The 12,574-nt window shown below is 66.0% G+C and carries 11 protein-coding genes, 1 pseudogene and 1 riboswitch; of the genes and pseudogenes, 5 read left to right on the top strand and 7 right to left on the bottom strand.

All coding sequences use genetic code 11. From position 1 onward, the window contains the following. Positions 1-9 precede the first annotated feature (9 nt). Positions 10-981, bottom strand: a complete 972-nt coding sequence (locus tag BGI51_RS04355) for a YbgA family protein (protein ID WP_187980407.1) — start codon at positions 979-981, stop codon at positions 10-12. A gap of 125 nt (positions 982-1,106) precedes the next feature. Next, positions 1,107-2,092 (bottom strand): annotated as a pseudogene (locus BGI51_RS04350) (NAD(P)/FAD-dependent oxidoreductase). 176 nt (positions 2,093-2,268) lie between these two features. On the opposite strand from BGI51_RS04350, the gene BGI51_RS04345 reads away from it, so the two are divergent. Both BGI51_RS04345 and BGI51_RS04340 read left to right on the top strand, forming a co-directional pair. Next, the gene (locus tag BGI51_RS04345) at positions 2,269-3,177 is read left to right on the top strand and encodes a TIGR01777 family oxidoreductase (RefSeq protein WP_133861540.1); all 909 of its coding nucleotides are present in this window, start codon (positions 2,269-2,271) and stop codon (positions 3,175-3,177) included. Next, a complete protein-coding gene (locus BGI51_RS04340) occupies positions 3,174-4,229 on the top strand; it encodes a ferrochelatase (protein WP_187980406.1) in 1,056 nt (351 codons plus the stop codon). The genes BGI51_RS04345 and BGI51_RS04340 overlap by 4 nt, the downstream gene beginning before the upstream one ends. A 19-nt stretch (positions 4,230-4,248) precedes the next feature. Here BGI51_RS04340 and BGI51_RS04335 read toward each other — a convergent pair whose 3' ends face one another. Together BGI51_RS04335 and upp are read right to left on the bottom strand one after the other, a co-directional pair. Next, positions 4,249-5,520 carry a uracil-xanthine permease family protein gene (locus BGI51_RS04335; RefSeq protein ID WP_166655918.1) on the bottom strand — a complete coding sequence of 424 codons (1,272 nt, stop codon included), beginning with the start codon at positions 5,518-5,520 and terminating at the stop codon, positions 4,249-4,251. Next, positions 5,517-6,155 (bottom strand): uracil phosphoribosyltransferase, encoded by a 639-nt coding sequence (gene upp / locus BGI51_RS04330; protein ID WP_187980405.1) that lies wholly within the window; start codon positions 6,153-6,155, stop codon positions 5,517-5,519. Before upp ends, BGI51_RS04335 begins: the two co-directional genes overlap by 4 nt. A gap of 254 nt (positions 6,156-6,409) precedes the next feature. On the opposite strand from upp, the gene BGI51_RS04325 reads away from it, so the two are divergent. The 3 genes from BGI51_RS04325 (at position 6,410) to BGI51_RS04315 (ending at position 7,836) form a co-directional block, all read left to right on the top strand. Continuing rightward, positions 6,410-6,964, top strand: coding sequence for a hypoxanthine-guanine phosphoribosyltransferase (locus BGI51_RS04325; protein ID WP_133861537.1), 555 nt, complete (start codon positions 6,410-6,412; stop codon positions 6,962-6,964). Next, positions 6,961-7,431, top strand: coding sequence for a WbuC family cupin fold metalloprotein (locus tag BGI51_RS04320; RefSeq protein WP_133861536.1), 471 nt, complete (start codon positions 6,961-6,963; stop codon positions 7,429-7,431). Before BGI51_RS04325 ends, BGI51_RS04320 begins: the two co-directional genes overlap by 4 nt. Positions 7,432-7,548: 117 nt before the next feature. Beyond that, on the top strand, positions 7,549-7,836 hold the full coding sequence (locus tag BGI51_RS04315) for a PA4642 family protein (protein WP_007161573.1): 288 nt from the start codon (positions 7,549-7,551) through the stop codon (positions 7,834-7,836). Positions 7,837-7,918: 82 nt separating this feature from the next. On the opposite strand, the gene BGI51_RS04310 is transcribed toward BGI51_RS04315, so the two are convergent. The 3 genes from BGI51_RS04310 to ahcY form a co-directional block, all read right to left on the bottom strand. Continuing rightward, positions 7,919-9,814, bottom strand: coding sequence for a DEAD/DEAH box helicase (locus BGI51_RS04310; protein ID WP_187980404.1), 1,896 nt, complete (start codon positions 9,812-9,814; stop codon positions 7,919-7,921). Between the two features lie 184 nt (positions 9,815-9,998). Continuing rightward, the gene (gene metF / locus BGI51_RS04305; protein ID WP_133861534.1) at positions 9,999-10,835 is read right to left on the bottom strand and encodes a methylenetetrahydrofolate reductase [NAD(P)H]; all 837 of its coding nucleotides are present in this window, start codon (positions 10,833-10,835) and stop codon (positions 9,999-10,001) included. 52 nt (positions 10,836-10,887) lie between these two features. After that, complete coding sequence (gene ahcY, locus BGI51_RS04300; RefSeq protein WP_133861533.1) at positions 10,888-12,294, bottom strand: adenosylhomocysteinase; 1,407 nt, start codon at positions 12,292-12,294, stop codon at positions 10,888-10,890. Between the two features lie 22 nt (positions 12,295-12,316). Beyond that, positions 12,317-12,459, bottom strand: a riboswitch (S-adenosyl-L-homocysteine riboswitch). Positions 12,460-12,574 lie beyond the last annotated feature (115 nt).

Genomic DNA, 12,574 nt, shown 5'->3' with positions numbered 1-12,574 from the left:
GGGGTGGCGCTAGATGGCATTTCGCAGACTCAGACGTTCGGGGTGCGGTTGGAGATAGGCCTGCTCGTTCACATAACGATCCGGATGCTGGCGGAAGTGGTGCTTGAGCAGCGTCAGGGGCACGACCAGGGGCACGATGCCCTCGTGGTACTGCTCGATCAGTTGCTGCATTTCCTGCTTCTCGCTGTCGCTCAGGACCCGACGCAGATAACCGAATAGATGATAGAGCACATTGCAATGGGTACCACGGGTGGCGCACTTCTTCAGGGCAGCCATCAGGCCGCTGAAATACTCCTGCCCCAGCTCGTCCAGGTTGCGCTGGCCGATGCTGCCGACCAGCTGACCGAGGGCCCGCGCACGATGGGCGTCGTGGGCCATGAGCTGGTACTTGTAACGCGAATGATAGGACAGCAGCGCCCGCGCCGTCAGACCCTGTTGCAGCAGTTGCTGCCAGTGGGCATGGGCGAAGACGCGGGTGACGAAGTTTTCCCGCAGCACCGCATCGTTCAGCCGGCCGGCTTCTTCCACTGGCAGGTCCGGTTGTAGACGCATGATGGCGGCGGCGAACAGACCGCGACCATCGGTTTCGCTGCCCTGGCCGTTGGCATGGTAGACCTTGACGCGCTCCATGCCGCAGGAGGGCGATTTCTGCATAAAGATGAAGCCGGACAGGTCGGTCAGCTCGCCTGCCATCTTTTCCCCGTAGCCGGTCAGGGCGGCGGTCACGTCCAGGCTGGGGTCGACGGTACCCACGGCGCGCGGCGCCTGGGAGTCGCCCACCAGACGGATGGGTTCGCGAGGCGTGCCGAGACCGATGGCCATTTCCGGGCAGACCCGGACGAAATCGAAGTGCTCGGCGAAGGTCTGGCTGCAGAGCCGGGATTCCTTGTGTCCACCGTTGTAGCGGACTTCGTCACCCAGCAGGCAGGCACTGATACCCAGGCGCGGGCGGGGCAGGCTGGAGGAGGCGTTGGCAACCATGGAGATCCCCTGTCGTGTATTTTCTTGTACAAGGTTTTCCTATTTGTACAAGTTTGGTGCAACTTTCGACAGGGGGCTGCGGTAAAAGATTCGCTGCAGGTTACAGACGGCGTGCGCTTCGTCGATTAATCCAGACTGCCCAGGAGCTGCTGCGCGGCCTCATGACCACTCAACCAGGCACCTTCCACCCGACCGCTGGAGCACCAGTCGCCACAGACGAAGACGCCCATGTCGGGATCGCCCAGGGCGCCCCACTGGTGGGGTTGCGCGGGCGGGCATAGAGCCAGCGATGGGCCAGGCTGAAGGTCGGCGCCGGCAACGGGCAGCCGATCAGTTCGGCGAAGGCGCCATGCAGGCGTTCGATCACCTCGTCCTTGGAGGCGTCGAGGTGCGCCTTGCTCCAGGCGCTGGTGGCATGCAGGACCCAGGTGTCCAGGGTGGTGTCGCGCTCGGGCTTGCAGCGATTGCGCGCCAGCCAGTCCAGTTCGCTGTCCTGCACGAAACAGCCTTCCACCGGGGTCTGCAGGGGCGTGGGAAAGGCCAGGGCCACCGACCAGGTCGGCTCCATGCTGACACCGGCCACGGTGGCCGCCAGCTTGGGCACGCTGGACAGCAGCGCCGTGGCCTGGGGCGCCGGCATGGCGACGATGACCTGGGCGAAGGGCCCGTGGGTCTCGCCGCCGGCATCCAGCAGGTGCCAGTGCTGGGCCCCGCGAAAGACCTCGGTGATGCGGCAGTCGAAGGTGACCGGCAGATCGGCCAGCAGGTGGCGGGTGATGGCGCTCATGCGCGGCACCCCGACCCAGCGCGGCTGCTCGTCCTGGGACGGACTCAGGCGACCGTCGCGATACTGGTAGAGCGCCGGGTTCCATTCGGCCGCGCAACCGGCTCGACGCCACTCGTTGAGGGCATCGATGAAGCGCCGGTCGCGGGCGGTGAAATACTGGGCGCCCAGGTCGAGGGCGCCGGCTTCGCTGCGCTTGCTGGCCATGCGGCCGCCGCTGCCGCGACTCTTGTCGAAGATCTGGACCTGCTGCCCGGCGCGAATCAGCGTCTGGGCCGCGGCAAGTCCGGCTATTCCTGCGCCAACGATGGCGATGGGGGCAGTCATGATGGACCTCGCTTGTCTGACGATTCGCCCTTGTCGAACGTTTGCGCGCGCAAGGGCTCTACGGCTACGACTGGCAACCGTTCTGGATCTTTCGACCCACGACCATACCAAACAATCCTCTTCCCTTCGTTCAGATGCATACGGGCGGCAGGGCAATACGAGAAGGAAGTGACGACATGCATATCCTGCTGACAGGTGGCACCGGATTGATCGGCCGTGCGCTGTGCCGCCAATGGGCGGCCGCCGGGCACCAACTCACCGTGCTCAGTCGCGACCCGGGGCGGGTGGCGCGCGAATGCGGACCCGGGGTGCGCGGCATCGACCAACTGGAGGCGCTGGGCGACGAACACCTGGATGCGGTGGTCAACCTGGCCGGCGCCCCCATCGCCGACAAGCCCTGGACCCAAGGTCGCAAGGCCGAACTCTGGCAGAGCCGCATCGGTACCACCGAGCACCTGATCGAGTGGCTGCGTGGCCGTCCGCAGAAACCCGCGGTCCTGCTGTCCGGCTCGGCCACCGGCTTCTATGGCGACAGCGGCGAGAAGCCGGTGAGCGAGGCGGACAGCCTGGCCGGTCCCGACTTCGCCGGCGAGTTGTGCCTGGCCTGGGAGCAGGTCGCCAACGAAGCCGAGAAGCTGGGCATCCGCGCGGTCAACCTGCGCACCGGCCTGGTGCTGGCCGCCGACGACGGCTTCCTGCTGCGCCTGCTGCCGCCCTTCCGTTTCGGGCTGGGCGCGCGCCTGGGCAATGGACGCCAGTGGATGCCCTGGATTCATTTGCAGGATCAAATCGGGGCCATCGATTTTCTTCTCAACCGAAGCGATGCCCAGGGTCCCTATAATCTCTGTGCCCCCCAGCCGGTCCGCAACCGGGAATTCACCGAAGCGCTGGGACGGGCCTTGCGGCGCCCGGCGCGATTGCTGATTCCCGCCTTCGCCCTGCGCCTGATGGGAGAGCTGTCCATCCTCCTGCTGGGTGGTCAGCGCGCCCGCCCCGAGCGCCTGCTCGCGGCCGGGTATGTCTTTCGCTATCCCGAGCTGGATGCGGCCCTGGCCGACCTGCTCGCTGCCAAGGATTCACGATGACTACCAACGCTCTGCTGCTCGCCAACCTGGGTTCGCCCGATTCGCCCCACGTCCCCGACGTGAAGCGCTATCTGAACCAGTTCCTGATGGACCCCTATGTGGTCGATCTGCCCTGGCCGCTGCGCCGGCTGCTGGTATCCCTGGTGCTGATCAAGCGACCCGCCGCCTCGGCCGAGGCCTATGAGTCGATCTGGTGGGACGACGGCTCGCCATTGATCGTGCTCAGCCGCCGGCTGCAGGAAGCCGTACGGCCACTCTGGCGGCACGGTCCGGTGGAGTTGTGCATGAGATACGGCGAACCCTCGGTGGAAACGGTGCTCAAGCGCCTGGCCAGCCAGGGCATCCGCGAGGTGACCTATGCGCCGCTCTATCCGCAATTCGCCGACAGCACCACCACCACCGCCATCGTCGAGGCGCGGCGGGTGATCGAGGCCCACCAGCTGCCGCTGACGCTGAAGATCCTGCCGCCGTTCTACGACCGTCCGGAATACCAGGCGGCGCTGGCGGCCAGCGTTGAGCCCTATCTCGAAGAGCCCTACGACCACCTGCTGCTGTCCTTCCACGGCCTGCCCGAGCGGCATATCCGCAAGCTGGTCAAGGATCGCAAGCACGACCTGCGCGCCCCCGACAGCAGCAAGGTCACCGCCAAGGCCCTGGCCGTCTGCTACCGCAGCCAGTGCCAGCGCACCGCCGAACTGGTGGCCCGGCGCCTGGGCATTCCCGATGGCAAGTGGTCGGTGTCCTTCCAGTCGCGGCTGGGCAAGGACAAGTGGATCGAACCCTACACCGAGGCGCGGCTGGACGCGCTGGCCAAGGCGGGGGTCAAGCGCCTGCTGGTGATGTGCCCGGCGTTCGTCGCCGACTGCATCGAGACGCTGGAAGAGATCGGCGATCGCGGGCGCGAGCAGTTCATCGAAGCCGGTGGCCGGGAGCTGGTGCTGATTCCCTGCGTCAACGACGACCCGGCCTGGGCCCGGGCGCTGGTGGAGTTGTGCGAGGAAGTGGCGGAACTGCCGCCGCAGCCGATCGAACAACCCAGGATGCCGGCGTAACGGCATCCTGGGCTGGCCGTCAGAGCAGCGGACGCTCTGGCGGTTCGGCGTCCTTCTTCCAGGCGTTGTGCCCGGGCAGGACCAGGTTGAGGCCGATGGCGATCAGGCCGCAGAGAGAGATGCCCTTGAGGCCGATCTCGCCGTTGCCGAAGACGATGCCACCGATGCCGAACACCAGGGTCACCGAGACGATCACCAGGTTGCGTGCCTCGGACAGATCCACCTGGTGGCGGATCAGGATGTTCAGCCCCACCACCGCGATGGAGCCGAACAGCAGGCAGAGAATGCCGCCCATGACCGGCACCGGGATGGTCTGCAGCGCCGCGCCGAACTTGCCGACGAAGGCCAGCACCATGGCGAAGCCGGCGGCCCACAGCATGACTCGCGGATTGTGGTTCTTGGTCAGCATCACCGCGCCGGTCACCTCGGCATAGGTGGTGTTCGGCGGCCCGCCGAACAGCCCGGCGGAAGAGGTGGCCAGGCCGTCCCCCAGCAGGGTGCGGTGCAGCCCGGGCTGCTTGAGGTAGTTCTGGCCGGTCACGCCGCCCACCGCGATCACCCCGCCGACGTGCTCGATGGCCGGCGCCAGGGCCACCGGCACCATGAACAGGATGGCGCCCCAGTGGAATTCCGGCGCGACGAAGGCCGGGATCGCCAGCCAGGGGGCGGCGGCCATGCCCTCGGTATGGACGATGCCGAAGACGAAGGCCAGCGCGTAGCCGACGAAGACCCCGGCGAGGATGGGCACCAGGCGGAACATGCCCTTGCCGTAGATGGCCACCAGCAGGGTGGTGACCAGTGCCGGCATGGAGATCATCATCGCCGTGGCATAGGGCACCAGCTGGGCGCTGCCGTCCCCGGCCTTGCCCATGGCCATGTTGGCCGCCACCGGCGACAGCCCCAGGCCGATGGAGATGATCACCGGGGCGATCACCACCGGCGGCAGCAGGCGGTCGATGAAGCCCACGCCGCGCACCTTCACCGCCAGCCCCAGGAAGGTGTAGACGAAGCCGGCCGCCACCACCCCGCCCAGTACCGCCGGCAGACCGAATTCAGCCTTGGCGGCGATGATCGGGGCGATGAAGGCGAAGCTCGACGCCAGGAACACCGGCACCTGGCGGCCGGTGACGAGATGGAACAGCAGGGTGCCGAAGCCTGCGGTGAAGAGGGCTACATTGGGGTCCATGCCGGTGATCAGCGGCATCAGCACCAGGGCGCCAAAGGCCACGAAGAGCATCTGGGCGCCGACCAGGATCTCCCGCCAGAGCGGTTCCCGCGCGGTCACGCTCAGGCGTCCTTCTGCTTGGTGCCGAAGATCTTGTCACCGGCATCGCCCAGCCCCGGCAGGATGTAGCCGTGCTCGTTGAGCCGTTCGTCGATGGAGGCGGTGTAGAGGCGCACGTCCGGATGGGCTTCCTCGACCGCGGCGATGCCCTCGGGCGCCGCCACCAGCACCAGGGCACGGACTTCCTTGGCCCCGGCCTTCTTCAGCAGGTCGATGGTGGCGATCATGGAGCCGCCGGTGGCCAGCATGGGGTCGATGATCATGGCCATCCGCTGGTCCAGTTCACCCACCAGCTTTTCCAGGTAGGTGTGGGCCTGCAGGGTGGATTCGTTGCGGGCGAGGCCCACCACGCTGACCCGGGCGCTGGGGATCAGGCTGAGCACGCCGTCGAGCATGCCGATGCCGGCGCGCAGGATGGGCACCACGGTGACCTTCTTGCCGGAAATCTTTTCCACCTTGACGGTGCCGCACCAGCCTTCGATGTCCACCTCTTCCACCGGCAGGTCCTTGGTCGCCTCGTAGGTCAGCAGGGCGCCGACTTCCTGGGCCAGTTCGCGAAAGTTCTTGGTGCTGATGTCGGCGCGCCGCATCAGGCCGAGCTTGTGACGGATGAGCGGGTGGCGGATTTCGTGGACGGGCATGGGATTCTCCAGAGACGGTAGGGCAGCGGATCGAGGACGTTTTCGGTACGACCGGCGGCCCGAAGGCCTGCCGCGGGGAGGGCAGGCACACAAAAAAACCGCGGTACATTAAAGCATCCGACCCGAGGTGGGCAGTACCCTGCGACAATAGTAGCCGCCTGGCGGCGCTTGAGATCGGTTCGCGGTGTCTGTACCTTTGCCGCCTTTTATCCGCGCCAACCATCAGGCAGGCGCCCGTCCCCCGGAGAAGCCCCATGTCCGCCGATCTCGCCCACATCCGCCAGATCATGCAGGAAGCCGATTGCCTGTATGACGAAGCCCAGGTCGAAGCGGCCATCGACCGGATCGCCGCGTCCATCACCGCCGATCTCGCCGAGCGCAATCCGGTGGTCTTCTGCGTGATGAACGGCGGCCTGATCCTGACCGGCAAGCTGGCCACCCGGCTGCATTTCCCGCTGGAAATGTCCTACCTGCACGCCACCCGCTATCGCAACGAGACCACCGGCGGCGAGCTGTTCTGGAAGGCCAAGCCCGAGGTGTCCTTCATTGATCGCGATGTGCTGATCGTCGACGACATCTTCGACGAGGGCCACACCCTCAAGGCCATCATCGACTTCTGCCGCCATGCCGGCGCCCGCGAAGTCCACACCGCGGTGCTGATCGACAAGACCCACGACCGCAAGGTCAAGGGCCTGGAAGCCACCTACGTCGGCCTGCCCTGCATCGATCGCTACATCTTCGGCTACGGCATGGACTATAAGGGCTACTGGCGCAACGCGCCCGGCATCTATGCCGTGAAGGGGCTGTGACCACGCGGCTGTTCGATCAGGCGCTGTTCGCCGACCTGCTCCGGCAGGCGGCGGCCAGCCCGCGACGGCGCGCCCATCACAACCTGCATCTCATGGACGAGCCCTGCCATCGCCTGGTGGTGGGGATGTGCGAGGACAGCTACATACCGCCCCATCGCCACCTGGATCCGCACAAGGCCGAGAGCCTGCTGGTGCTGCAGGGCCGGCTCGGGTTGCTGACCTTCGGCGAAGACGGACAGGTGCTGCTGCGCCGCGAGCTGTCCCAGCGCGCCGGTTGCCCGGGCGTCGATCTCGCCCCCGGGCACTACCATGCGCTGGTTGCCCTGGAGGGCGACTGCCTGTTCTTCGAATGCAAGGCCGGGCCCTTCGTGCCGCTGGGCGAGGGTGAACGACCGGCCTGGGCCCCGCTGGAGGGCGCGCCCGACGCCGAGCGCTATCGCAGCTGGATGCGCGCTCAATTCGATTGAACTTTCGACCAGGGTCGCGGTATCACCACGGTTTGTCACTGGCGGGCAGGCGAGGGGCGGGGTTAGAATCGGTCCTCCTTTTCTCCAAAGAATCCCCCCAGCACAGGTAGCCAAAGGATGCGCAAGGATAAAAAGCAGGTCATCGGTGAAGAGATCAGCGACGAGCAGATCAAGCTGTTTCTCGCGGTCGAGCCGGCGGACGATACCCCCGCGTCTCTGCACAAGCTGGTCAAGGCCTATCGCGGCCTGCGCCCGGATGACTTCGAGCGCTTCGTCGGCTTCTTCGTCGAGGCCGGCTACGACCTGGATGCCCGTAACGACCAGGGTGAAGACTTCATCGAGCTGATCCGTAGTCATCGCCAGGCCGAGCCCTATATCGACGCCCTGCGCGCCGCCCACGCCTAAATGGCCGCATAAAAAAGAAACCCCGCCATGGCGGGGTTTCTTTTTGCCTGGTGAACGGGCCGCCTGAGCGGCCCGTCGGCCATCAGGCGTCGCGGTTGCGGGTCAGCAGCGCGGGCTTCTCGCTGCGCGGCCGGCTTGGCATCTCTTCCAACTGCTCCAGGGTCGGCAGGCGATCGGCACGCGACGGCTTGTGCACGATCTTCGGCTGCGGCTTGTTCGACGCCCGCTCTTCCGTGGCATAGGCGCGCGGCTCGCTGGGCGCGGCTTCATAGGGCCGGGCGGCACGGGGCTGACCGTTCTGACCACGCCGCTTGCCGGGCTGCTGCTGTTGCTGGCTGCGCGGACCGCGGGCAGCGCCCTGGCCCTGGCCTTGACCCTGACGGGGCTGGCCCTGGCCGCCGGTCGTGGCGGCGCGCGGCGCGCTGCCGCCGTTGCCACTGCGCGGACCCTTGCGGCCCTTGCCCTGGTAGGGACTCACGTAGTCGACGCTGTTGCCGAAGTTGTCGTAGGCGTCATCCAGAAATTCTTCCGGATCACGATTGCGCGGCTGCTGGGCAACGGCCTGGCCGGGTTGCACGGCGGCCTTGTCCTGGCCGGCGTCATCGCGATCGCGGCGGTCGCGACGATTGCGGGAACGCCCCTTGCGCTCGCCCTGGGGCTGAGCGCCGGACTGCTCGCCACCGGCGGCCTTGCCCGGGTTCTGGGCTTGACCCTGACCCTGGCCTCTGCCTTCGCTGCGCGCCTGCTTGTCGGCCTTCTTCTGGCGATTCTGCTGCGGCTTGCCACGCGGTTCGCGGGGTGCCCGGACTTCCGGCTGCTCGGGCGGCACGGACTGCGGGTCGAAGCCCTGCATGTCGCCGTCCTGGATGCTCTGCTTGGTCAGGCGCTCGATGGCCTTGAGCAGCTTCTCTTCGTCCGGGGAGACCAGCGAAATGGCTTCGCCGCTGCGACCGGCCCGACCGGTGCGGCCGATACGGTGGACATAGTCTTCCTCGACATTGGGCAGCTCGAAGTTGACCACGTGGGGCAACTGATCGATGTCCAGGCCGCGAGCGGCGATGTCGGTGGCGACGAGGACACGAACCTCGTTGCTCTTGAAGTCGGCCAGGGCCTTGGTGCGGGCGTTCTGGCTCTTGTTGCCATGGATCGGCGCCGATGGCAGGCCATGCTTGTTCAGGTACTCGGCCAGGCGGTTGGCACCGTGCTTGGTCCGGGTGAACACCAGCACCTGTTCCCAGGCACCCAGGGTGATCAGGTGGGCGAGTAGGGCGCGCTTCTGGTTGGCGGGGATTCGGAACAGCCGCTGCTCGATGCGCTCGACGGTGGTGTTCGGCGGGGTGACCTCGATCCGCTCGGGATCCTGCAGCAGCTTGCCGGCGAGGTCGGTAATGTCCTTGGAGAAGGTGGCCGAGAACAGCAGGTTCTGGCGGCGGGCCGGCAGACGGGCCAGGACCTTCTTCACATCGTGGATGAAGCCCATGTCCAGCATGCGGTCGGCTTCGTCCAGCACCAGGACCTCGATGGCGGACAGATCGACGCTCTGCTGACCGGCGAGGTCCAGCAGGCGACCCGGGCAGGCGACGAGCACGTCGACACCCTTGGCCAGGGCGGTGACCTGCGGCTTGAGGCCGACGCCACCGAAGACGCAGGCGCTGCGCATGGGCAGGTCGCGGGCGTACACCTTGAAGCTGTCGTGGACCTGGGCCGCCAGTTCACGGGTCGGCGTCAGCACCAGCACGCGGGGCTGCTTGGCCACATAGTGGTGACCATCGGGATGACCGTTGGGAAACAGGCGCTCGAGCACCGGCAGCGCGAAGCCACCGGTCTTGCCGGTGCCGGTCTGGGCAGCCACCATCAGATCGCGACCCTGCAGGACGGCCGGAATGGCGCGTTGCTGAACAGGCGTGGGATTCGTGTAGCCAGCGTCTTCCACAGCGCGGGCAAGGGCCTCGGAGAGACCGAGGGAAATGAAGGACATGCGGGGTTCCTGTCTCTGTCGGCGTCCCGCCGACGTGGGGGCGCGGTTGCGCTGCCGGTTGACGTCCGAAAGGCTTGGGACGTCTCGCCCACCCTCGTCATCCTGCGCTGGATGACGAGTCGGACGATGACCGATAGCGGTAATCACGATTGGGTAAAGTCGCCGCCAGTTCGCCTGGCCGACTTCAAAAACCGAGGTTTCGCCAGATGGCGATACACGGCTCCGCTTGGTTCAGGGTATAGAAGTGCACACCGGGTGCCCCACCTTCGAGCAGTCGCTCGCAGAGGTCGGTCATGACTTCTTCGCCAAAAGCCTGGATGCTCTGGGTGTCGTCACCGTAGGCTTCCAGTTGCTTCCGCAGCCAGCGTGGCAGTTCAGCGCCACAGGCATCGGAGAAGCGCGCCAACTTGCTGTAGTTGGTGATCGGCATGATGCCAGGGATCACTGGGGCTTCGACTCCCAGTTTGCGGACACGTTCCACAAAATGGAAGTAGCAATCGGCGTTGAAAAAGTACTGGGTGACCGCGCGGTCAGCACCGGCCTGCATCTTGTACACGAAATTGCGCACGTCGTCCGTAAAGCTGCGCGCCTGCGGATGGGTTTCCGGATAGGCGGCGACTTCGATATGGAAGTGATCACCGGTTTCCTCGCGGATGAAGGCGACCAGATCGCTGGCGTGGCGCAATTCGCCACCGCCGGACAGGCCCATGCCGGACGGCAGGTCGCCGCGCAGGGCGACGATACGGTTGATGCCGGCTTCCCGGTACTGCTGCAGCAACTCGCGCAGCTTGGCCTTGCTGTCACCGACGCACGACAGGTGCGGTGCGGTCGGCACCCCGACCTCGTCGTTGAGCTGGCGCACGGTGCGATAGGTACCGTCGCGGGTCGAACCGCCGGCGCCATAGGTGCAGGAAAAGAACTCCGGCCCATGACTTGCCAGTTGCCGCGCCGTGGCGATCAGCTTCTCGTGGCCCGCTTCGGTCTTGCAGGGAAAGAATTCGAAACTCAGACTGGGTTTCACGTCGTCTCTCTCGTGGGCGGCCACCCGCTCCGGGGAACGGGTGGCCTGGCCATCAGTAGCGGTAGCTGTCGGGCTTGAAGGGGCCTTCCTGGGTCACGCCGATGTACTTGGCCTGAGCTTCGGTCAGACGGGTCACCACGCCACCGAAGCCCTTCACCATTTCCAGCGCCACTTCTTCGTCGAGCTTCTTGGGCAGGACCATGACGGTGACGTTGGCGGTCTTCTCCGCGACCGGCAGGTCGGCGAACTTCTCCTGGAACAGGTGAATCTGCGCCAGCACCTGGTTGGCGAAGGAGCCGTCCATGATGCGGCTGGGGTGGCCGGTGGCGTTGCCCAGGTTCACCAGGCGGCCTTCGGCCAGCAGAATCAGGTAGTCGTCGTTGGCCGAGTCGACGGTCAGACCGGTGCGGTGGATCTTGTGCACCTGCGGCTTCACCTCTTCCCAGCCCCAGTGCTGGCGCATGAAGGCGGTGTCGATCTCGTTGTCGAAGTGACCGATGTTGCACACCAGGGCGCGCTTCTTCAGCGCCTTGAGCATGTTGGCGTCACAGACGTTGACGTTGCCAGTGGTGGTGACGATCAGGTCGATCTTGCCCAGCAGGGCGCGATCCACCGAGGCTTCGGTGCCGTCGTTCAGGCCATCGACATAGGGCGAGACCAGCTCGTAGCCGTCCATGCAGGCCTGCATGGCGCAGATCGGGTCGACTTCCGAGACCTTGACGATCATGCCTTCCTGACGCAGCGAGGCGGCCGAGCCCTTGCCTACGTCGCCGTAGCCGATCACCAGCGCCTGCTTGCCGGACAGCAGGTGGTCGGTGGCGCGCTTGATGGCGTCGTTGAGGCTGTGGCGGCAACCGTACTTGTTGTCGTTCTTGCTCTTGGTGACCGAGTCGTTGACGTTGATCGCCGGGACCTTGAGGGTGCCGTCCTTGAGCATGTCCAGCAGGCGGTGTACGCCAGTGGTGGTCTCTTCGGTGATGCCGTGGACGCGCTCCAGCACCTGCGGATACTTGTCGTGCAGGATCTGGGTCAGGTCACCGCCGTCGTCCAGCACCATGTTGGCGTCCCAGGGCTGGCCGTCCTTGAGGATGGTCTGCTCGATGCACCACTCGTATTCGGCTTCGGTCTCGCCCTTCCAGGCGAACACCGGGATACCGGCGGCGGCGATGGCGGCGGCGGCCTGGTCCTGGGTGGAGAAGATGTTGCAGCTGGACCAGCGCACTTCGGCGCCCAGGGCCACCAGGGTCTCGATGAGCACGGCGGTCTGGATGGTCATGTGGATGCAGCCGAGGATCTTGGCACCGGCCAGGGGTTGCTCACCGGCGTACTTGCCACGCAGCGCCATGAGGGCGGGCATTTCCGATTCGGCGATGATGACTTCGCGACGACCCCAGTCGGCCAGGGAGATGTCGGCGACCTTGAAATCGTTGAAAGCGGCAGGCGTGAGGACAGCGCTCATTGAAGAGTCTCCATTCGTTAGGTGCGAATGGGCGCCGTTGATGCGTTCTGATAACGCTCCGTTCGAGCCTGACAACGTCTGACGTCATGCCGGCCGTGATGCCCGCGCCAGCGGCGGGTCGGCTAGGATGGGATAACGCAGCGTGCTGCAGCGCCCCTCGAACGGAAGGCGGGGCGGCCTGGTGGCCGCGATGCGCGGGCAGTATAACGAGGATCGCGATAAACCCAAAGGGTGGCGCTCTGCCTCATGTCGACCGGAATCTACCGTGCGCACCCTGATC

This window comes from Pseudomonas oryzihabitans, from assembly GCF_014522265.1.
In the GTDB taxonomy this organism is placed as follows: Bacteria; Pseudomonadota; Gammaproteobacteria; order Pseudomonadales; family Pseudomonadaceae; genus Chryseomonas; species Chryseomonas aestiva.
The sequence above is the reverse complement of the archived record's forward strand: the minus strand, read 5'-3'. Positions and strand labels throughout refer to the sequence as shown.